This window comes from Massilia sp. Leaf139, from assembly GCF_001424165.1.
In the GTDB taxonomy this organism is placed as follows: Bacteria; Pseudomonadota; Gammaproteobacteria; order Burkholderiales; family Burkholderiaceae_D; genus Telluria.
Window position 1 is genome coordinate 82,413 of sequence record NZ_LMOJ01000024.1, and the last position, 20,912, is coordinate 103,324.

Below are 20,912 nucleotides of genomic sequence, written 5' to 3' on the forward strand. Positions count from 1 at the left end.
GGTTATTCGCCGATGACGGCGTTGGTATAGATTTCCTGCACGTCGTCCAGGTTTTCCAGCGCGTCGAGCAGCTTTTGCATCTTGATCGCGTCTTCGCCGGTGAATTCGGTCTCGGTCGCAGGCTTCATGATGACTTCGGCCACCTCGGCCTTGAAGCCGGCCTTTTCCAGGGCATCCTTGACGTTCGAGAAGGCGAACGGATCGCACAGCACTTCGAAGCCGCCTTCCTCGTCCTGCACCACGTCTTCGGCGCCGGCTTCCAGCGCCGCTTCCATCAGCTTGTCCTCGTCCACGCCGGGCGCGAACAGGAACTGGCCGGTGTGCTTGAACATGAAGGCGACCGAACCCTCGGTGCCCATGTTGCCGCCGAACTTGCTGAAGGCATGGCGCACTTCGGCCACGGTACGCACGCGGTTGTCGGTCATGCAGTCGACGATGATCGCCGCGCCGCCGATGCCGTAGCCTTCGTAGCGGATTTCCTCGTAGTTCACGCCTTCCAGGCTGCCCGAACCGCGCTGGATCGCGCGCGTGACGTTGTCCTTCGGCATGTTGGCGTCGGCCGCCTTGTCGACGGCCAGGCGCAGGCGCGGGTTGGCATCGATGTCGCCGCCACCCATGCGCGCGGCGACCGTGATCTCCTTGATCAGGCGAGTCCAGATCTTGCCGCGCTTGGCGTCAGTTGCGGCTTTTTTGTGCTTGATGTTGGCCCATTTGCTGTGTCCAGCCATGTCGAGAATTCCTTAGACGGTATGCAAGAATGGCCGACATTCTAGCATGCGCCCCGTCCGCCAAAAGTCCAAAACGCGCCTGAAAACGCGCTCAAGGCAAGGCGCACCGTCGAAGACAGTACGCCTGTACGGCGAGACGGTGCAACGCCGCCATGAGTGCGTTTTCAGGTGCGTCGGCTTATGGAAACAGCAATAGTGTCCCCCATGCGACAAGCCCGAGACCGCCGGCGCAGGCGACGACGGCGCCGCCCGGCAGCAGCTTCTCGAGCATGATCAAGGCTGCCAGCCCGAGCAGCGCGCCGAGGTTGGTGACGCCGGCGGCGAACAGCAGCAGCATCAGCAGCCAGAAGCAGCCCACGCAATAGGCGCCGTGCGTAACGCCCATGCGCAGGGCGCCCGCCAGCCCCGGCCGCCAACTGGTGATGACGAAGGAGAGCGGCGCCCGGCAATGGCGCAGGCAGGCGTGCTTCACCGGTGTCCACTGGTAGAGCCCGGCCGTCACCAGCGCCAGTCCGATGGCGGCCGGGTTGACGAAGGCCATGCCGGTGTCGAGCGCGCCGGCGTCGTGCAGCGCCCATTGCGCCAGCGTCGCCAGCGCGCCGAAACCGATCCAGACCGCCAGGTAGCCGGTCACGAAGGCGAGCGTGCCGATATTCGGAAAACGCACCGATTGCGCCAGCCGGTTGATGTGGGCGAACAGCAGGATGACCGGCGTGGCCGCGGGCAGGGTGATGGCCGAGAGCATCGCACCCCACATCGCCAGCACCAGCATCAGTTCGGACGCGCGGTAGGGCGGCGTGGGGGCCAGGGCCGCGCCGGGCAGCGGGGGCTCGAGCGTCGCGATGCGCAGGGCGCGAAACACCAGGCAGGCCCAGCAAAGCGCCACGAGCATCGCCAGGCAGGCGATGACGAGCGGCCGTTCGCGGCCCGGCTGGGTGTCGACGCGGATCAGGGTGCTCATCGAGACGCCCCCGGGCGAGGAGGCGAGCGGCCCGGCGGCTGGCGCCGGCTCCACTTCATGTGCCACTTCATGGGCCACTTCATGGGCCACTTCATGCTCCGGTTCGGCATTGTCGTTCCTCATGGTCGGGTGAATGACGAGTTTGACTGTGCAGCGGCCCTTGCGTTCCGCGGTGCTGCCGAGCTCGATTTTGTGCTTGGCCGTACAATCGTCGGATGACCCAGCCTGAAACCGCCGCGACTGCAACCTCCATGCCACGCCCGGCCTTCATTGCCGGCCTGGCGATCGCCATCGGCGGTGCGGTTTTGTTTTCCACAAAAGCCGTGGTCGCCAAATTGCTGTACCGATACCACATCGATGCAGTGACATTGATCGCCTTCAGAATGCTGTTTTCGCTTCCGGTGTTTGCGGCGGTGGCCTACTGGAAGATGCGCACCGCAGCGCCGCTCACGAAGCAGGATCGCTGGCGCATCGTGGTGCTGGGCCTGATCGGCTATTACCTGTCGAGCACGCTCGATTTCCTGGGCCTGCAGTACATCTCGGTCGGGCTCGAACGGCTGATCCTGTTCCTCACGCCGACCTTCGTGCTGGCAATCAGCGCCTTGTTCTTCAAGCGCCGCATCGGCGCCTTCGAATGGGGCGCGCTCGCGCTCTCCTACTGCGGCATCGTGCTGGTGTTCATGCACGACCTGGCCGGCGGCGACGCGGACAGCACGGCGCTGGGAGCGCTGTTCGTGCTGGCCTCGGCGCTTGCCTACGCCTTCTATTTGCTGGGCACGGGCGAGATGGTGCGGCGCGTCGGTTCGCTGCGCCTGGTGGCCTACGCGATGTGCGTATCGAGCCTGGCCTGCCTGGCGCAGTTTTTCATCCTGCGGCCCGCTTCCCTGCTGGTGCAGCCGCTGCCGGTGTATGGACTCTCGCTCGTGAACGGCGTTTTCTGTACTATCTTCCCGGTGTTCATGACCATGGCGGCGGTGGGGCGCATTGGCGCGCCGACCGCGTCCCAGGCCGGCATGGTCGGCCCGGTCTCGACACTGTTCCTGGGCTACCTCGTGCTGGGCGAGCCGATCACCGCGGTGCAGCTGTTCGGCACCGGCCTGGTGCTGGCGGGTATCACCCTGCTGTCGATGAAAAAATGAGAAAGAGGCGACAAGAATGAAGCCACGCATCGCGCTCATCGCGCACGACAAGAAGAAGGACGACATGATTACGCTGGCCGGCGAATACCGCGACTTTCTCGCCGGCTGCACCTTGACCGCCACCGGCACCACCGGCGGCCGCCTGATCAACGAACTCGGCCTCGTCGTCGAGTGCATGCATTCCGGCCCCTTCGGCGGCGACCTGCAGATCGGCGCCCGGCTGGTCGACGGCGAGATCGACTGCGTGATCTTCCTGCGCGATCCGATGACGCCGCAGCCGCACGAACCCGATATCAACGCGCTGGTGCGCGCCTGCGACGTACACAACGTCGCCTGCGCCACCAATCTGTCCACGGCCCATCTGGTGTTGGGCCGACTCATGCAAACCAAGAACGAGGAGAAACAGGGATGATGGCCAAGGCAATCCGCATGACCCGCACCGGCGGGCCGGAGGTACTGGAATACGTCGATGTCGAGGTGGGCGAGCCCGGGCCGGGCGAGGCGCGCGTACGCCAGCATGCGATCGGCCTGAATTTCATCGACGTGTATTTCCGCACCGGCCTGTACCCGATGCCATTGCCGTCCGGCCTGGGCCAGGAAGGCGCCGGCGTGGTCGAAGCGGTGGGCGAGGGCGTGAGCCACGTGCAGCCGGGCGACCGCGTCGCCTATGCCGGCCGTCCGAACGGCGCCTACAGCGAACTGCGCACGATGCCGGCCGACATTCTGGTGAAACTGCCCGAGGCCATCGATTTCGAGACGGCGGCCGCCATGATGCTGCAGGGCCTGACGGTGCAATACCTGTTCAAGGGCACTTACCAGATCCAGCCGGGCCAGACCATCCTGTTCCATGCGGCGGCCGGCGGCGTCGGCCTGATCGCCTGCCAATGGGCGCGCGCACTCGGCGTGAACCTGATCGGCACGGTCGGGTCGAAGGAAAAGGGAGACCTGGCGCTGGCGGCCGGCGCCGCTCACGTCATCGACTACAACGAGGAAGACATCGTGGCGCGCGTGCTCGAGATTACCGATGGCGCGAAGGTGCCGGTCGTCTACGATTCGGTCGGCAAGGACACCTTCATCCGCTCGCTCGACTGCCTGCAGCCGCGCGGGCTGATGGTCAGCTTCGGCAATTCGTCGGGCGCGGTGCCGCCGTTCACGATGAACGAACTGGCCTCGCGCAATTCGCTCTACCTCACCCGGCCTTCGCTGGGCGCCTACGTCGCCACCCGCGTCGAGCTGGAAGAGCGGGCGGCGGATCTGTTCGCCATGGTGGAAAGCGGGAAGGTCAAGATCGACATCCACCAGCGCTTCCCGCTGGCCGAAGCCGCCGCCGCCCACACGGCGCTCGAAGCCCGCCGCACGACCGGCTCCACGATCCTGCTGCCATGAGAGAGTTCAGCGACGACAACGAGCCGCAGGAACCGGACACGGTCGGGGTGCCGAAGTTCGGGCGTTTGTTGATCGTGCTGCTGCTGGCGGTGTTGCTGGTGGTGGCGATTACGTTTGCTTCGGAAGCGTATTTTTCGTAAGCCGTTAGCGGTGGCGTACCGTAGGGTGGGCTCCCCGAGCCCACGCGTTACGGGCGTGTGCATGCACCGTTGGCGGTAAATCGTCGCTCGCGAAATCGGCAAAAATCGTTACGACGTTTGCATGCGGTGCGAGCGATCATTCATGTTTCGTGGCGCAAGGATATGCCCGTAACGCGTGGGCTCGGAGAGCCCACCCTACGTTGTGCGAACGTCTCGAATAAAAAAAATGCCGGCTAAATTGCCGGCATGTCGATTAACCATCCTTGCGCTGCAACTCCACCCTGCGCACCTGCCCACTCGGCCCCGGGAATCCCTGGAACGCACTCTGCACCAGGGCCGGCATCACCTCGGGCGTCGACAGCTCGCGGCTCATGTTGTGCACGGTGACGTCGAACAGGCGCTTGTCGCTCCTGTCCTTGATCGACACCTGCAGCTCGCGCCGGTACTGGTGTTCGATTGACACCTGGTAGGCCGGGAAGGGGCTCCAGAACGGATCGTAGAACGGATGATGCCAGCGTGCCCAGCGGCCGCGCGGGCCGAAGCGGTTGGCAAAACGCGGGCCGACGCGGTAGTAGGGGTAATCGTAGAACATCGGCATTGCCGGCTCGACCACCTGCACCGGCACGTCGGTGGTGGTAAAGCGCATCGCCACCTTCAGGGCGGCCGGGCTCATGTTCGACTCGCGGAAACCCAGCTGCGCCAGTTGCCCGCGCACCAGGTTCTGGTAGCTCTGGTATTCGAGCGTATTGTCGAAGGTCGGCGGCGCCTCGAAGACATAGCTCTTGTCCTCGATCTGGGCCGGCCACTGGTGGAAGGTCGTCACGTCCGAGCGGATGGTCGTTGCGCATCCGCCGAGCAATAGCGCGGTGAGCGCCATCCCTGCTGCAATCAAGCGTTTCATTGATTATCTCTCTAAAATTTTTGACGGTCTTTGCCTAGCGTCAGAGTGCGCCGTTTCGTCAATTCTCGCAGATAAATTTACACCTGGTTACCAACGCCACATGACGACACATTTCGCACAGGCGCGCAGCGACTGAATTGCGCGGGCGCGGGCAAATCTTGTTGGTAAAATAAGTGCTTCTTCGACTGTATATTTCGGACAAACCCATGCGCACCGACACGCCCCAGACGATTTACAGGAAAGATTACACCCCGCCCAGCTACCTCGTGGACACCGTCGAACTCGGCTTCGACCTCGATCCCGCGCGCACCATCGTCGCCAACCGGATGACGATGCGGCGCAACCCGGACAGCGCCCAGCGCGAAATCGAGCTCTACGGCGAGAACCTGGAACTGGTGGCGCTGCGCATGAACGGTAACACCCTCGGCGCGAACGATTACCGCATCGAAGGCAGCCTGCTGACGATTCCGAATACGCCGGAGGAAGTTACGCTCGAGATCGAAACGATCTGCGTGCCGGAACAGAACACCACCCTGAACGGCCTGTACACCTCGAACGGCAGTTTTTATACGCAGTGCGAGGCCGAAGGCTTCCGCGCGATCACTTATTTCCCGGATCGTCCGGACGTGATGGCCGTGTTTACGGTCATGCTGCGTGCCGACAAGGAAAAATATCCGGTGCTGCTGTCGAACGGTAACCTGGTCGAAGAAGGCGACCTTGGCGACGGCCGCCACTACGCCAAGTGGGAAGACCCGTTCAAGAAGCCGTCCTACCTGTTCGCCCTGGTTGCGGCGCGCCTGGTCTGCCAGGAAGAAAGCTTCCGCCTGAAAGACGGCCGCGACGCGTTGCTGCAAGTCTGGGTGGAAGAGGGCAACCTCGACAAGACCGATTACGCGATGCAGTCCCTGAAGAACAGCATCCGCTGGGACGAGGAGCGCTGGGATCTGGAACTCGACCTGGATCGCTTCATGATCGTCGCCGTCAGCGACTTCAACATGGGCGCGATGGAAAACAAGGGCCTGAACATTTTCAACACGAAGTTCGTGCTGGCCAATCCGCGCGTCGCGACCGATATCGACTTCCAGGGCATCGAAGCGGTCGTCGGCCACGAATACTTCCACAACTGGACGGGCAACCGCGTCACCTGCCGCGACTGGTTCCAGCTGTCGCTGAAGGAAGGTCTCACTGTGTTCCGCGACCAGGAGTTCTCGGCCGACATGATCGGCACCGAAAGCGGGCGCGCCGTCGGCCGCATCGACCAGGTGCGTACCTTGCGCCAGGCCCAGTTCCCGGAAGACGCCGGCCCGATGGCGCACCCGGTACGTCCCGACTCCTTCGTCGAGATCAACAATTTTTATACGGTGACCGTGTACGAAAAGGGCGCCGAAGTCGTGCGCATGTACCAAACCCTGCTGGGCCGCGACGGTTTCCGCAAGGGCATGGATCTGTACTTCGAGCGCCATGACGGCCAGGCCGTCACCTGCGACGATTTCCGCCGCGCCATGGCGGATGCGAACGGCCGCGATTTGAGCCTGTTCGAGCGCTGGTACAGCCAGGCCGGCACCCCGGTCGTGCGCGCGGAGACCCGCTACGACGACATCGCCCGCACCTACACGCTGACCTTCTTCCAGTCTTGCCCGCCGACCCCGGGTCAGACGAGTAAATTCCCGTTCCACATCCCGATCGCCGTCGGCCTGCTGGGCGCGGACGGACGCGACCTGCCGCTCACCATCGGCGGCGAACACCTCGGCAGCACGGCTGTCCTCGAGCTGACGGAGAGCGAGCAGACCTTCGTGTTCGAGAACGTGCCGGAACAGCCGACGCCCTCGATCTTGCGCGACTTTTCCGCACCGATCATCCTCGACTACAACTACGGCGACGCCGACCTGCTGCACCTGTTCAACCACGACAGCGACGCCGTCAATCGCTGGGAAGCCGGCCAGCGCCTGGCCATGGGACGCCTGCTCAAATTGACGGGCGAAGCCGGCGTCGGTGCGCCGCTGCTGCTGGACGATACCTTCCTGCTGGCGCTGGGCAAGATGCTGACCGACGAAACCCTCGATCCAGCCTTCCGCGAGCAGGCATTGCTGCTGCCGTCCGAGGGCATGGTGGCCGATCAGATCGAGGTCGTGAACCCGATGTCGATCCACCTGGCGCGCCAGTTCATGCGCGCCAACATCGGCACCCGCCTGCGTACGGAGTTGCTGGCGCAGTACGAGGCGAACCAGACCCCGGGCGAGTACAGCCCCGACGCACTGTCCGCCGGCAAGCGCGCCCTGAAAAACCTGTGCCTGGCCTACCTGACCGCGGCCCAGGACGAAGAGGGCCTGGCACTGGCCCAGCGCCAGTTCGACGAAGCCGGCAACATGACCGACCGCGTCGCCGCGCTGAGCGCGCTGATCCATGCACGCGCACCGGGCGCCGAAGTGTCCCTGCAGCGTTTCTACGACGAGTTCGAGGACGAACCGCTCGTCATCGACAAGTGGTTCGCCATGCAGGCCACGAGCGCCATTACCGACGTGCCGACCGTGCGCGGCCTGATGCGCCACCCGGCCTTCAACCTGCGCAACCCGAACCGCGCGCGCAGCTTGATCGCCAATTTCTGCGCCGGCAACCCGGTGCAGTTCCACGCCCCGGACGGCAGCGGTTACGCCTTCTGGGCCGAACAGGTGATCACGCTCGACGGCCTGAACCCGCAAGTGGCAAGCCGCCTGGCACGCACCATGGATCGCTGGCGCCGCTACACGCCGGAGCTGCAGGAACTCATGAAGAGGGCGCTGCAGCAGGTCGCCGGCCAGCAGCGTCTTTCCAATGACGTGCGCGAAGTGGTCGGCAAAGCGCTCGCAAACTAATTAGAAGGTCTTAATCCAAGCAAAAGGAAGTTCATGAAACGCGTCAGTCTCACGCAACACCTGGTGGAGCAGCAGCGCCTCCACAATTCCATCCCGGCCGAACTGCGCCTCCTGATCGAGGTCGTGGCCCGCGCCTGCAAGCGCATCAGCTACGAAGTCAGCAAGGGTGCGCTGGGCGACATCCTCGGCAGCGCCGACACCGAGAACATCCAGGGCGAAGTCCAGAAGAAGCTCGACGTGATCTCGAACGAGATCCTGCTGGAAGCGAACGAGTGGGGCGGCCACCTGGCGGCCATGGCATCGGAAGAGATGGAAAGCATCCACCCGATCCCGAACCGCTATCCGAAGGGCGAGTACATGCTGCTCTTCGATCCGCTCGACGGCTCGTCGAACATCGACGTCAACGTCTCGATCGGCACCATCTTCTCGGTACTGAAGGCGCCGGAAGGCATGGGCGAGCCGACCGAAGCGGCCTTCCTGCAGCCGGGCTCGAGCCAGGTGGCGGCAGGTTACGCCGTCTACGGCCCGCAAACCATGCTGGTGCTGACCACCGGCGACGGCGTGCACTGCTTCACGCTCGACCGCGAAATGGGTTCCTGGGTGCTCACCCAGAGCAATATCCAGATCCCGGCAGCGACCAAGGAATTCGCGATCAACATGTCCAACAAGCGTCACTGGCATGCGCCGGTGCAGCGCTATGTCGACGAAATGCTGGCTGGTAAAACGGGTGCGCGCGGCAAGGATTTCAACATGCGCTGGATCGCATCGATGGTGGCCGACGTGCACCGCATCCTGAACCGCGGCGGCGTCTTCATGTACCCGGCCGACATGCGCGACCCCTCGCAGCCGGGCAAGCTGCGCCTGATGTACGAAGCGAACCCGATGGCGATGATCGTCGAGCAGGCCGGCGGCGCCGCCACCGACGGCGTGCAGCGCATCATGGAGATCCAGCCGACCAAGCTGCACCAGCGGGTGCCGGTCTTCCTGGGATCGAAGGAAGAAGTCGAGCTGGTCACCCGCTATCACGCCGAGTGAAACGCTGAGCCAACCCGTTCTGGTGATTTAGCTACGAAATTGCCGAGTTGGACTAGCAAGTTTGGCAGGTTGTTTGTTAGAATACGGCTCTTCGTCGGGTTTGCCCGCGTAGAGCCGCTGTAGCTCAGTCGGTAGAGCAGCGCATTCGTAATGCGAAGGTCACCAGTTCGATTCCGGTCAGCGGCACCAGAATTCAGTAGGAAGTTTAAAGGGTTACATGCTTCTGCGTGTAGCCCTTTTTTCTTTTGTCTTTTATCTCCCTGATAAAAAACACGTCGCCTGCGGCGACCGCTCGACGGCTCGCCGCCTGGTCAAATTTGATGCAAGTCAAGGATTTTGCTGGGTCGCATCAATACACTCCTTCCATAAGTTGAGCCGCACCCTGCGGCCCGGCAGGCAGCAGGAGTGTTCCACATGCTTCACCAGCAGATCCCCGTCAGCGCAATCGACGATGCGCCGATGTCCTTGACAAAAACCATCGATTTCGACACCAAGCTCATCACGCGCCTCAGCAAGAACGGTCCGCGCTATACGTCGTACCCGACCGCCGATCGCTTCGAGGACAGCTTCAGCTACCGCGACTACCTGCACGCCGTCGCCTCCGTCCGTACGCGCGGCGCCGGGCGGCCGTTGTCCCTGTACCTGCACATTCCGTTCTGCGATACCGTGTGCTATTACTGCGCCTGTAACAAGATCGTGACCAGGAACCGCGAAAAGGCCGCCACCTACCTCAGCTACCTCAAGCGCGAGATTGCGATGCAAGGCACGCTGTTTGCGGGCTTTAACGAAGTCGAGCAACTGCACTTCGGCGGCGGCACTCCGACCTATCTGTCGGATGTCCAGATGGACGAGCTGATGACGCACCTGCGCCGCAATTTCAAGTTCGCACCGGACGAGATCGGCGAGTATTCGATCGAGGTCGATCCGCGCACCGTATCGCAGGAGCGCGTACGGAACCTGCGCCACCAGGGCTTCAACCGCATCAGCCTCGGCGTGCAGGATTTCGACGCCGAGGTGCAGGAAGCGGTCAACCGCGTCCAGCCGGAAGCCGAGACACGCGCCATCATTGCGGCGGCGCGCGAGGCGCATTTTCGTTCGGTGAGCATCGACCTGATCTACGGCCTGCCGAAGCAAAGCCTGTCCACCATGGCGGTGACGATCGACAAAGTGATCGACGCCAGTCCCGACCGCATCTCGATCTATCACTACGCCCACCTGCCGCATGTGTTCAAGCCGCAGCGCCGCATACGCGAGGCGGACATGCCCGCCAGCGAAGAGAAGCTGGCCATGCTGACCCTGTGCATCAAACGCCTGACCAGTGCCGGCTACGTGTATATCGGTATGGACCATTTTGCCAGGCCGGACGACGACCTTGCCGTCGCCCAGCGCCAGGGGCGGCTGCACCGCAATTTTCAAGGCTATTCAACGCATGCCGACAGCGACCTGATTTCCTGCGGGGTGTCTGCCATCGGCGCCGTCGGGGCTACCTACAGCCAGAACGCGAAGACGCTTGAAGCCTATTACGAGGGGCTCGACAACAATGAGTTGCCGGTCGTGCGCGGTGTGGCGCTCAGCATGGACGATCTCCTGCGCCGCTCCGTAATCGGTAAGCTGATGTGCCAGTTCGAGCTCTCGATGGCGGCCATGGAGCAGGCCTTTCCGATCAGCTTCGCCAGCTATTTTGCGCCTGAACTGGCACTGCTGCGCAAGCTCGAAACGGACGGCCTCGTCACGTTGGATCGCGAATGGATTACGGTAACGATGCGGGGGCGGCTACTGATCCGCAATGTCTGCATGGTCTTCGACCGCTACCTGGCGCAAGCTGACGCGGCTCCCCGTTACTCGCGTACGGTATGACAATGAGCGTCAGCTTGTTTCCCGTGTTCCTGGTAGGGCTGCTTGGCAGCGTCCACTGCGCCGGCATGTGCGGCGGTATTGTCGGCGCCCTGTCGCTCGCGCCGCGGCGCGCCCGCGGCAACGGCGTCGTCATGACGCTGCGCACCGTTGCGGTGGCGCCGGACGGCGTCCAGGCGGTGGCCTACAATGCCGGGCGCATCGCCAGCTACATGGTCGCCGGCTTTCTCGCGGGTGGGCTGGCCCAGGGGGCCGCGAACCTGACCGTGATGCCTGCGTTACAGCAATACGCTTATGTCGCGGCCAACCTGCTGCTGGTGGCCTTCGGCCTGCACCTGATGGGAGTCTGGGCCGGCATCGCCCAGCTCGAACGCGGCGGGCAGCTGGTGTGGCGGCATGTGCGTCCGCTGTTGGCCCGCATTGGCCCGCCGGACACACCGGGCCGGATGTTTGCAGCCGGCGCGCTGTGGGGCTGGCTGCCATGCGCGATGGTCTACAGCGTGCTGGTGGCGGCGATGCTGAGCGGCTCGCCCGGCTCCGGTGCGTTGGTGATGCTGGCTTTCGGACTTGGCACACTGCCGATGATGCTGACGCTCGGCCTGGCCGGGGTGCGCCTGCGCAGCTGGCTGCGCCTGCGCGTTGTGCGCGTGGCCTGCGGTGCGACCGTGCTCGCCTTTGGCCTGCTCGGCATGGTGCGCTCGGCGAGCGGATTGCCGAGCAGCTGGCTGCAGGTGCTCTGCATGACGCCGGGCTTGACCCCATGAGGGATGACGCCAGCGCGGCAGCAACCTGTTTCCACTGCGGGCTGGCGCTCGCAGGCCAGCGCTGGCCGGCGCTCGTTGACGGCATCGAACGCCCGATGTGCTGTCCTGGCTGCGCTGCTGCGGCCGAGGTGATCGTCGATGCCGGCTGTGCGGACTATTACGCCACCCGAACCGGTTATGGAGCCACTGTCCCGGACGGCGATGCGCCGGAGCTCGACTTGTTCGACGCGAGCGACAATGCCGGCGAAGGCAGTTTCACGATTGAAGGCATGCGCTGCGCGGCGTGCGTGTGGCTGATCGAGCGCCGTCTCCAGGCGGTGCCGGGCGTGTCCGAAGCGACGCTCAACGTCAGCAGCGAGCGCCTTCGGGTGCGCTGGGATCCCGCCCGCTGCAAGGTCAGCGCTATCCTGCGCGCGCTGCGCGCGATCGGCTACACGGCCTATCCGTATGACGCGCAGCGCCACGGCGAGCAGCTGGAACGGGCTCGCCGCAAGCTGTTTCGCCAGCTCTTCATTGCCGGCCTGGCGATGATGCAGGTCATGATGTACGCCGTCCCGGTGTACATGGCGACCGACGGCACGATGGACGCCGACATGACGGCGCTGATGGGCTGGGCTTCGTTGCTGCTGACGCTGCCTGCAGTACTGTATTCGGCTCAGCCCTTTTTCCTTGGCGCCTGGCGCGACCTGCGCCGCGGCGTGCCGGGCATGGACGTGCCGGTCGCGCTGGGAATCGGCGCCGCGTTTGCCGGCAGCGTTGCCGCCCTGGTGCGTGGGCAAGGCGAGGTCTACTTCGATTCGGTAACCATGTTCGTCTTCCTGCTGCTGGCGAGCCGCTACCTGGAACTGACGGCGCGCCGGCGCGCGGCCGGCGCCCTGGAGTCGCTGCAGGCGGGCCTGCCGGCGTCCGCGCAACGCATGGGCGCCTATCCGACGACCCGCACGAGCGAGCTGGTGGCCGCCGCCACGCTGCAGCCGGGCGACGTGGTGCTGGTGGCGCCCGGGCAGGCGGTGCCTGCGGACGGCGTGATTGTCGAAGGCGACACCGAGGCCGACCTGGCGCTGCTCACCGGCGAGAGCCGCACACGGCGCATGGGGCCGGGCGACAGCCTGCCCGGCGGCGCGGTCAACGTGGCCCAGGCAATCGTGCTGCGGGTCGGCGCGGCCGCGCGCGACAGTACGCTGGCGATGCTGGTACGCCTGGTCGAACGCGCAGGCCAGGGCAAGCCGCAGATCGCCCTGTGGGCCGACCGCGTCGCCGCCTGGTCAGTAGCCGCGCTGCTGGTCTTGACCGTGCTGGTCTTCATGGCCTGGCAGGCCATCGACCCGGCGCGTGCCTGGCCGGCGGCGATCGCCGTGCTGGTCGTGACCTGCCCATGCGCGCTGTCCCTGGCCACCCCGACGGCGCTGGCGGCCGCCACCGACAGCCTGCTGCGGCGCGGCGTGCTGGCGCTCAGCGCGCACACGCTCGAGACCTTCGAGCGCGCTACCCACGTCGTGTTCGACAAGACCGGCACCCTGACCCTTGGCCGGCCGCGGGTGCGCGCCACGCAGGTGTTCGGGCCGGCGGCTGCGCACGCCGCGTTGGCGACCGCGGCGGCGCTGGAAGAGGGCAGCGCCCATCCGCTGGCGCAGGCGATCCGCGCGGCCGCGCCGGCAGGCCGGCACACGCCAGCGCGCGAGCTGCATTACACGGTCGGGCAAGGCATCGAAGGGGAGGTCGGCGGACAGCGCTACCGGCTCGGCAGCGCCGCCTTCGTGGCGGTACTGGCCGGCCGCGCGCCGCCCGCGGTGGACGGCGCCCAGGGCAGCGCCGTCTGGCTCGGGCAGGGCGGCAGCTGGCTCGCACGTTTCGACATCGCGGACGACTTGCGTCCGGAAGCGCAAGACGTGGTGCGATGCTTCGAGGCGGCCGGCAAGACCGTGGTTCTCCTGAGCGGGGACGAGACCGGCGCCGTCGCCGCGGTCGCCGCCCGGCTCGGCATCCGGCAAGCCGCCGGCGCCCGGCTGCCCGAACAAAAACTCGATTACGTACGGCGCCTGCAGGAAGGCGGAGCGGTAGTGGCGATGGTCGGTGACGGCATCAACGACGCCGCCGTGCTGCGCGGCGCCGACGTCTCGTTTGCCATGGGCAGCGGCGCGGCGCTGGCGCAGCTGCATGCCGACGCCGTCCTGCTGGGGGACAGCCTGGCGCCGCTGCTGGATGCCGCTCACACCGCGCGCCGCAGCCTGCGCATCATCCGCCAGAACCTGGCCTGGGCCAGCGCCTACAACCTGCTTGCGATTCCCGCCGCGGCCACCGGCCTGCTCAACCCCTGGCTGGCGAGCATCGGCATGGCGGCCAGTTCGGCCATCGTCGTGCTCAATGCACTGCGCCTGAGGAACTAGGCATGGAAGCGTTGTATCTCCTGATTCCGCTGAGCCTGGTGCTGGTCGCGCTGGCGATCTGGATCTTCTTTGGCGCTGCCGACAGCGGGCAGTTCGAGGATCTGGAAGGGCCCGGGCTGCGCGTCCTGCGCGACGACGACAGCGCCGGCAACTGAATTGCTTCGCCTCGCGGCAGGATCCAAGCAGGGCCGCGCGCCGCGTGTGCAGGCCATCTTCTCGCGTTACTGAACATTTTGATTCACATCAAGGATTTTTGAAGTCCAGAAAATTACTCTCCTGCTGTCAACGAAGGGAACCCCGTCAGGAGAGCATTGTGGAAAGCAGTCTGAACTATAACTACAAGGTGGTGCGCCAGTTCGCCGTCGCCACCGTCGTCTGGGGCGTGATCGGCATGGCGGCCGGCGTCTTTATTGCGGCCCAGCTGGCCTGGCCCGCGCTCAATTTCGACGTCCCCTGGCTGTCCTACGGGCGCCTGCGTCCGCTGCACACCAACGCAGTCATTTTCGCCTTCGGCATTTGCGGCCTGTTCGCCACCTCCTACTACGTGGTGCAGCGTACCTGCCAGGTCAGGCTGTTCTCCGACAGGTTGGCCGCGTTTACCTTCTGGGGCTGGCAGGCGGTGCTGGTGGCGGCCGCGATCACGCTGCCGATGGGTTTTACGCGCGGCAAGGAATACGCCGAGCTCGAATGGCCGATCGCAATCCTGATCACTGTCGTCTGGCTTGCCTACGCGGTGGTTTTCTTTGGCACCATCGTCAAGCGCAAGGTGCAGCACATTTATGTCGCCAACTGGTTCTTCGGCGCCTACATTATCGCCGTGGCCGTGCTGCACGTGGTGAACGGCGCGGTGATTCCCGTCTCCGCCTTCAAATCCTACCCCGTGTATGCGGGCGTGCAGGACGCCATGATCCAGTGGTGGTATGGGCATAACGCGGTCGGTTTCATCCTGACCGCCGGCTACCTGGGCATGGTGTACTACTTCATCCCCAAGCAGGCCGAGCGCCCGGTGTACTCGTACCGCCTGTCGATCGTGCACTTCTGGGCTTTGATCTTCACGTACATGTGGGCAGGTCCCCACCACCTGCACTACACCGCGCTTCCCGACTGGACCCAGTCGCTGGGCATGGTGTTTTCGCTGATCCTGCTGGCGCCGTCCTGGGGCGGCATGATCAATGGTGTGATGACGCTGTCGGGCGCCTGGCACAAGCTGCGCTCGGATCCGATCCTGAAGTTCCTGATCGTCTCGCTGTCGTTCTACGGCATGGCCACCTTCGAGGGGCCGATGATGTCGATCAAGACCATCAATTCGCTGTCGCACTACACCGACTGGACCGTCGCCCATGTGCATGCCGGCGCCCTGGGCTGGGTCGGCTTCATCACGATGGGATCGATCTACTACCTGATCCCTCGCCTCGCGGGCAAAAAGCAGATGGCCAGCCTGGCGCTGGTCGAGACGCATTTCTGGGTCGCCACCATCGGCATTGTCCTCTACATCGCTTCCATGTGGATCGCCGGCGTCATGCAGGGCCTGATGTGGCGCGCGGTCAATGCCGACGGCACGCTGACCTACACCTTCGCCGAGAGCGTGAAAGCGACCTATCCCTATTACGTGATCCGCTTCACGGGCGGCCTGCTCTACCTGTCCGGCATGGCGCTGATGGCCTTCAACACCTGGAAGACGCTGGCCGGTACGGTGACAGTGGATCCACGGATCGCGCCGCCACGCCAGCCGCACGGCGCCCAGACCGGCGCCGACGCGGCCGGAACCCCTGTGCCGACCCACGCCTGATATCGAAAGAACGCGCAAATGAAAAACTTTACCCATGAATGGATCGAGAAGAACCCCTGGCTGCTGATCGGCCTGGTGCTGCTGGTGATCTCCATCGGCGGCCTGGTCGAGATCGTGCCGCTGTTCTTCCAGAAGTCCACGACTGAACCGGTGGCGGGCCTGAAACCGTATTCTCCACTGCGCCTGGCCGGGCGCGACATCTACATCCGCGAGGGCTGCTACAACTGCCACTCGCAGATGATCCGGCCCCTGCGCGCCGAGACCGAGCGTTACGGCCACTATTCCGTTGCCGGCGAATTCGTCTACGACCACCCCTTCCAGTGGGGCAGCAAGCGCACCGGGCCCGACCTGGCACGTGTTGGCGGGCGCTACAGCGACGAATGGCATCGCACCCACCTCGACAACCCGCGCGACCTCGTACCCGAATCGAACATGCCCGGCTATCCATGGCTCGCCACGACCCGGCTCAATCCGGCCACGATCGTGCCGAAAATGCGCGCCATGCAAATGCTCGCCGTTCCCTACAGCGAGGATGAGGTGAAGAACGCGCCGGCCGAACTCGCAGGCAAGACCGAGCAGGACGCGCTCGTCGCCTACCTGCAGGGCCTCGGCACCCAGATCAAGACAAGGAACTGACATGTCCATCGACACTATTTTCGACCGCGCCAGCAGCGTGATCACCGTGCTTTCGTTTGCCTGCTTCATGGGCATCCTGCTCTGGACCTTCCTGTTGCGCCGCAGCGCCGACTTCGACAGCGCCGCCGCGCTGCCTTTCGCCGACGAGGAGTCGGATCATGGCTGACTTCACGAGCGGCTTCTGGGACTGGTACATCGTCCTCCTCACGCTGCTTTCCATCGCCGGGTGCGGCATCCTGTTGTGGTCCCAGTCAGTGCACCGGGTCAGGCTCGACGCCGATGGCCAGCCGCAGAAAACCACGGGCCACGTGTGGGACGACGATCTGACCGAACTCAATACGCCGATGCCGCGCTGGTGGATGTGGCTGTTTTACCTGACCATCGTGTTCGCCGTCGCTTACCTGGTTCTGTACCCGGGGCTGGGCAGTCACGTGGGCAGGCTCGGATGGGATTCGGCGGGCGAATACAAGGCCGAGCTGAAGAAGGCCGATCAGGATTTCGGACCCGTATTCGCGCGCTATGCCGGCCAGGACATCAGGGCGGTGGCGTCCGACCCGCAGGCGCGCGCGATCGGCGAGCGCATGTTCATGAACTACTGCGCCCAGTGCCACGGCTCGGATGCGCGCGGCAACAAGGGCTACCCCGACCTGACCGACAAGGACTGGCTGCACGGGGGCGAGCCGGCCACCATCAAGGCCAGCATCATGGCCGGGCGCATCGGCATGATGCCGCCCATGGGCGCGGCGCTCGGTTCCGACAAGGACGTGGAAGCGGTCGCGCATTACGTGCTCAACCTGTCCGGCCTGACCGCCGACCCGATCAAGGTCGTGTTCGGCAAACCCAAGTATGCAGCCTGTATGGCCTGCCATGGCGCCACAGGTACCGGCAACCAGGCGCTCGGCGCGCCCAACCTGGCCGACAAGACCTGGCTCTACGGCGGTAGCGCGGAGACCGTGATGGAGACGATCCGCAAAGGCAGAACCAACACCATGCCGGCCTTCGGCGAGTTCCTGGGCGAGGCCAAGGTGCACGTGCTAGCCGCCTACGTCTGGAGCCTGTCGAATCCGGCGGCCGGCGAGCCGGCGGCCGGCGCTCCGGTCGACAAGCACAAGGTCGCTGCAAAATGAACGCGCCCAAGGAAGCGGTCATCAGGATGTACGCCGCGCGCGAGGAAATCTACCCGCGCGAGGCAAAAGGCCGCTATGCGACGCTGCGCTGGGCCTGCGTCTGGCTGACCCAGCTGCTGTTCTACGGGCTGCCGTGGATCGGCTATAACGACCGCCAGGCGGTGCTGTTCGACCTCGGCGCGCGCAAGTTCCACCTGTTCGGCCTCGTGCTGTGGCCCCAGGACTTCATCTATCTCGCGGCCCTGTTGATCGTCTGCGCCTACGGGCTGTTCCTTGTCACGACGGTGGCCGGGCGCGTCTGGTGCGGCTTCGCCTGCCCGCAGACGGTGTACACCGAGCTTTTCCTCTGGATCGAACGCAGGGTCGAGGGCGCGCGCAGCGCCCGCGTCCGGCTCGACCGCCAGAAATGGAACCTCGAGAAAATCGCGAAGAAAACGGCGAAGCACGCCGCCTGGCTGCTGGTGGCGCTGTGGACCGGATTGACCTTTGTCGGCTACTTCACCCCGGTGCGCTTCCTCATGGGCGAAATCCTTGCCTGGAACCTCGGCTCCTGGGAAGTATTCTGGGTGCTGTTCTATGGCTTTGCCACGTACGGCAATGCCGGCTGGCTGCGCGAACAGGTCTGCAAATACATGTGCCCGTATGCGCGCTTCCAGAGTGCCATGTTCGACAAGGACACCCTGATCGTGACCTATGACGGTGGCCGCGGCGAGCCGCGCGCGGCGCACGGCCAGGCCGGCCGGGCGCGCTCGGGCGACTGCATCGACTGCAGCTTGTGCGTGCAGGTCTGCCCGACCGGCATCGATATCCGGCGCGGCCTGCAGTACGAATGCATCGGCTGCGCCGCCTGCCTCGACGCCTGCAACGGGGTGATGGAAAAAATCGGCAAGCCGGCCGGCCTGATTCGCTACGCCACCGAAAACGCGCTGGCGCAGGGATGGAGCACGGCGCAGGTGCGGCGACGTCTGCTGCGCCCGCGCGTGCTGGCTTACACGGCGGTGCTGGCGCTTCTGCTGGCGGCGATGACGGCTTCGCTGGCGCTGCGCGTCCCGCTCAAGGTCGACGTGATCCGCGACCGCGGCTCGATGGGCCGGGAAGTTGGGGAGGGCTGGATCGAGAATGTTTACCGCCTGCAGCTGATGAACACCAGCGAAGCGCCGCGCCGGCTGCGCCTGCAGGTCGAAGGCCTGCCCGGAGTCGTGATCGTGGACGAGACGGTCGTCGCTCTGGACGGTGCCAGCACGCGCGCGCTGCCGGTGCGGGTGCGTATTCCGCCGGGGGCAGGCAAGCCCGGATCGAACCAGATCGACTTTACGATTACCGCACTGGACGACGCAGCAGTCGCCGTGAGCGAAGAGGCGGCTTTCATCGTGCCGCGTTAGGAACCACACATGCCAACGCTTCCACCCGTATTTCCGCAACCCGTCGTGCCCCCATGGTACCGCCATCGCTGGCCGTGGTTCATCATGCTCGGTCCTGCCGCCGTCATCCTGGCAACCGCAGTTACAGTCGGGCTTGCGATCAGGCAGCCGGATGCAGTCGTCGTGGACGATTACTACAAGCGTGGCAAGGCGATCAATCAGGATCTGCGGCGCGACCGCGCGGCAACGGCCTTGAACCTGGCCTTCACGGCGCGCCATGACGCGAAGGCCGGCGTGCTCGAAGGCCGGCTCGAGAGCTTCGGCCGCCCGATGCGCGCGCCCTTCCGGATCTTGCTCGCGCATCCGACGCTGCCGCGGAAAGACCTGATGCTCGACGCGCGGCCAGACGCGCACGGCGTCGCCGCGATCCGGCTGCCAGCCCTGGAGATGACGCATTGGCGCGTCGTCGTCGAGGACGAAGGCCGCGCGTGGCGTCTGGCACGCGCCTGGAGCCCGGCATCGACGGATAAGCTGGAGATCGTGGCCGATCCGGAACCGTGACTGCCGGGCGCAGCAACTGTCGATACGAGCCAGCTGCTACCGCAAAATGCATGAAGAGTGCGGCCCGGGGCTCAGGCCATCGGGCTGCATTGCTCGGTGCCGGCAGCCATCGCCTTCAGCCTCGCCGGCTCGAGCAAGCGCACTTCGCGCTTATCCACTTCGATCCAGCCCTGCTTCTTGAAACGCGACAACAGCCTGCTGACGCTCTCGATGGTCAGTCCAAGGTAGTTCCCGATGTCCTCCCGCGACATGCGCAAGCCGAAATCGGTCGACGAATAGCCGCGCGCGGCATATCGCGCGGACAGGTTCACCAGGAAGACGGCAAAGCGCTGCTCTGCCCGCATGTTGCCCAGCAGGAGCATCACGTTTTGTTCGCGCGTAATCTCCTGGCTCATGATGCGGTGGAAGTGGCGCAGCAACGCGGGCACCTCGCCGAACAATTCTTCCAGGCGCGCGAACGGGATCTCGCACACTTCGCTGTCTTCGAGCGCGACGGCGTCGCACTGGTAGCGGTCGCCGCTGATAGCATCCATGCCGAGCAGTTCGCCGGCCATCTGAAAGCCCGTGATCTGTTGTGCGCCCAAGGCATTGACCTGATAGGTCTTGAAGTGACCGAAACGCACCGCGTACAGGCTGCGAAATGGCTCGCCCATGGCATACAGACGTTCGTCGCGTACGAGCCGCCGGCGCCGGCCGATGATCTGGTCGAGCCGGTTGATGTCGATTTCGTCGAGCCCCATCGGCAGGCACAGCTGGTGCATGCTGCACGCGCTGCAGCTCGCCTTGATCTGGCCAAGGCTAATTGGTGCCGTGGTCGGGAATGGGATACCTTGGCTCATCTGGGTGCCTAAAACGGGTGTGTGAAGATTATAGACCGGTCAACGGGCGCATATGACGTTTTTCGGGAGTAACCTATGCTGAATCGCCCCGGGTTGAGTACAGGCTTCAGTGTTCGAGGACATGGTGTCATGAAAAAACAACCCAAGTACTCCCCCGAAGTCATCGAGCGCCCTATGCGCATGGATCAAGTACCGCGCGCGTCTGCCAGAAGCCGGCATCGAATTGTCTGTGGGCGGTCAGGTTGACAGTGACGATAAGGCCTTGGCCGAGACGATCAACGGGTCCTGCCAGGCCGAACCAATCCATTCGACGGCCATACTCGAATGGATTCCTGGTTCAATCCCCGCCGGCTGCTTGAGCCGCTCGGCCCCATACCGCCGGCCGAAGCTGAGGCAAACTACGACAGGCAGTCGAGCAATCAGGCTATCCTGGCCTGACTCACACTAACCGG

Annotated in this window: 20 protein-coding genes, 1 tRNA gene and 1 pseudogene; 18 read left to right on the forward strand and 4 right to left on the reverse strand. The window is 64.7% G+C overall.

Features of this window, described 5'->3' with window-relative positions:
- Positions 1-2: 2 nt before the first annotated feature.
- Positions 3-728, reverse strand: coding sequence for a YebC/PmpR family DNA-binding transcriptional regulator (locus ASF77_RS16195; protein WP_056341411.1), 726 nt, complete (start codon positions 726-728; stop codon positions 3-5).
- Positions 729-906: 178 nt separating this feature from the next.
- Positions 907-1,812: a DUF2182 domain-containing protein gene (locus ASF77_RS16200; protein WP_082493829.1), complete on the reverse strand. Its 906-nt coding sequence runs from the start codon at positions 1,810-1,812 to the stop codon at positions 907-909.
- Positions 1,813-1,904: 92 nt separating this feature from the next.
- On the opposite strand from ASF77_RS16200, the gene ASF77_RS16205 reads away from it, so the two are divergent.
- From ASF77_RS16205 to ASF77_RS24380, 4 genes are read left to right on the forward strand one after another with little or no spacing between them, the layout of a single operon-like run.
- Positions 1,905-2,828 (forward strand): DMT family transporter, encoded by a 924-nt coding sequence (locus ASF77_RS16205; protein WP_056341415.1) that lies wholly within the window; start codon positions 1,905-1,907, stop codon positions 2,826-2,828.
- Positions 2,829-2,844: 16 nt separating this feature from the next.
- Positions 2,845-3,240 (forward strand): methylglyoxal synthase, encoded by a 396-nt coding sequence (locus ASF77_RS16210; RefSeq protein WP_056341417.1) that lies wholly within the window; start codon positions 2,845-2,847, stop codon positions 3,238-3,240.
- Entirely contained in the window at positions 3,240-4,214 is a 975-nt protein-coding gene (locus ASF77_RS16215; RefSeq protein WP_056342254.1) for a quinone oxidoreductase, read from the forward strand. Before ASF77_RS16210 ends, ASF77_RS16215 begins: the two co-directional genes overlap by 1 nt.
- The gene (locus ASF77_RS24380; protein WP_156648913.1) at positions 4,211-4,354 is read left to right on the forward strand and encodes a hypothetical protein; all 144 of its coding nucleotides are present in this window, start codon (positions 4,211-4,213) and stop codon (positions 4,352-4,354) included. Before ASF77_RS16215 ends, ASF77_RS24380 begins: the two co-directional genes overlap by 4 nt.
- 253 nt (positions 4,355-4,607) lie before the next feature.
- Here the strand turns inward: ASF77_RS24380 and ASF77_RS16220 are convergent, their stop codons facing one another.
- Complete coding sequence (locus tag ASF77_RS16220; RefSeq protein WP_056341419.1) at positions 4,608-5,255, reverse strand: DUF4136 domain-containing protein; 648 nt, start codon at positions 5,253-5,255, stop codon at positions 4,608-4,610.
- Between the two features lie 206 nt (positions 5,256-5,461).
- Here ASF77_RS16220 and pepN point away from each other — a divergent pair, with 206 nt between their 5' ends.
- The 13 genes from pepN to ASF77_RS16280 all read left to right on the forward strand — a co-directional run bounded on the left by pepN (position 5,462) and on the right by ASF77_RS16280 (position 19,621).
- Positions 5,462-8,107: an aminopeptidase N gene (pepN, locus tag ASF77_RS16225; protein WP_056341421.1), complete on the forward strand. Its 2,646-nt coding sequence runs from the start codon at positions 5,462-5,464 to the stop codon at positions 8,105-8,107.
- A gap of 33 nt (positions 8,108-8,140) precedes the next feature.
- On the forward strand, positions 8,141-9,142 hold the full coding sequence (locus tag ASF77_RS16230; protein ID WP_056341422.1) for a class 1 fructose-bisphosphatase: 1,002 nt from the start codon (positions 8,141-8,143) through the stop codon (positions 9,140-9,142).
- Positions 9,143-9,255: 113 nt separating this feature from the next.
- Positions 9,256-9,331: transfer RNA gene (locus ASF77_RS16235), tRNA-Thr, on the forward strand.
- 270 nt (positions 9,332-9,601) lie between these two features.
- Positions 9,602-10,999: an oxygen-independent coproporphyrinogen III oxidase gene (gene hemN / locus ASF77_RS16240; RefSeq protein WP_056342259.1), complete on the forward strand. Its 1,398-nt coding sequence runs from the start codon at positions 9,602-9,604 to the stop codon at positions 10,997-10,999.
- Between the two features lie 2 nt (positions 11,000-11,001).
- Positions 11,002-11,760, forward strand: coding sequence for a sulfite exporter TauE/SafE family protein (locus tag ASF77_RS16245; RefSeq protein ID WP_307181329.1), 759 nt, complete (start codon positions 11,002-11,004; stop codon positions 11,758-11,760).
- Positions 11,757-14,147, forward strand: a complete 2,391-nt coding sequence (locus ASF77_RS16250; protein ID WP_056341425.1) for a heavy metal translocating P-type ATPase — start codon at positions 11,757-11,759, stop codon at positions 14,145-14,147. Before ASF77_RS16245 ends, ASF77_RS16250 begins: the two co-directional genes overlap by 4 nt.
- A gap of 2 nt (positions 14,148-14,149) precedes the next feature.
- Entirely contained in the window at positions 14,150-14,302 is a 153-nt protein-coding gene (gene ccoS / locus ASF77_RS16255; protein ID WP_056341427.1) for a cbb3-type cytochrome oxidase assembly protein CcoS, read from the forward strand.
- 158 nt (positions 14,303-14,460) lie between these two features.
- On the forward strand, positions 14,461-15,936 hold the full coding sequence (ccoN, locus tag ASF77_RS16260) for a cytochrome-c oxidase, cbb3-type subunit I (RefSeq protein ID WP_056341429.1): 1,476 nt from the start codon (positions 14,461-14,463) through the stop codon (positions 15,934-15,936).
- 18 nt (positions 15,937-15,954) lie between these two features.
- Complete coding sequence (gene ccoO, locus ASF77_RS16265; RefSeq protein ID WP_056341431.1) at positions 15,955-16,572, forward strand: cytochrome-c oxidase, cbb3-type subunit II; 618 nt, start codon at positions 15,955-15,957, stop codon at positions 16,570-16,572.
- Between the two features lies 1 nt (position 16,573).
- Entirely contained in the window at positions 16,574-16,738 is a 165-nt protein-coding gene (locus ASF77_RS23745) for a CcoQ/FixQ family Cbb3-type cytochrome c oxidase assembly chaperone (RefSeq protein WP_082493831.1), read from the forward strand.
- Positions 16,731-17,699 (forward strand): cytochrome-c oxidase, cbb3-type subunit III, encoded by a 969-nt coding sequence (gene ccoP, locus ASF77_RS16270; protein WP_056341433.1) that lies wholly within the window; start codon positions 16,731-16,733, stop codon positions 17,697-17,699. The genes ASF77_RS23745 and ccoP overlap by 8 nt, the downstream gene beginning before the upstream one ends.
- Entirely contained in the window at positions 17,696-19,081 is a 1,386-nt protein-coding gene (gene ccoG / locus ASF77_RS16275) for a cytochrome c oxidase accessory protein CcoG (protein ID WP_056341435.1), read from the forward strand. The genes ccoP and ccoG overlap by 4 nt, the downstream gene beginning before the upstream one ends.
- A 9-nt stretch (positions 19,082-19,090) precedes the next feature.
- Positions 19,091-19,621, forward strand: a complete 531-nt coding sequence (locus ASF77_RS16280; RefSeq protein ID WP_082493832.1) for a FixH family protein — start codon at positions 19,091-19,093, stop codon at positions 19,619-19,621.
- Between the two features lie 71 nt (positions 19,622-19,692).
- Here ASF77_RS16280 and fnr read toward each other — a convergent pair whose 3' ends face one another.
- Positions 19,693-20,460 (reverse strand): fumarate/nitrate reduction transcriptional regulator Fnr, encoded by a 768-nt coding sequence (fnr, locus tag ASF77_RS16285; protein WP_056341439.1) that lies wholly within the window; start codon positions 20,458-20,460, stop codon positions 19,693-19,695.
- Between the two features lie 184 nt (positions 20,461-20,644).
- Here fnr and ASF77_RS24955 point away from each other — a divergent pair.
- A pseudogene (locus ASF77_RS24955) lies at positions 20,645-20,898 on the forward strand (IS3 family transposase); the annotation flags it as partial.
- Between the last annotated feature and the right edge of the window lie 14 nt (positions 20,899-20,912).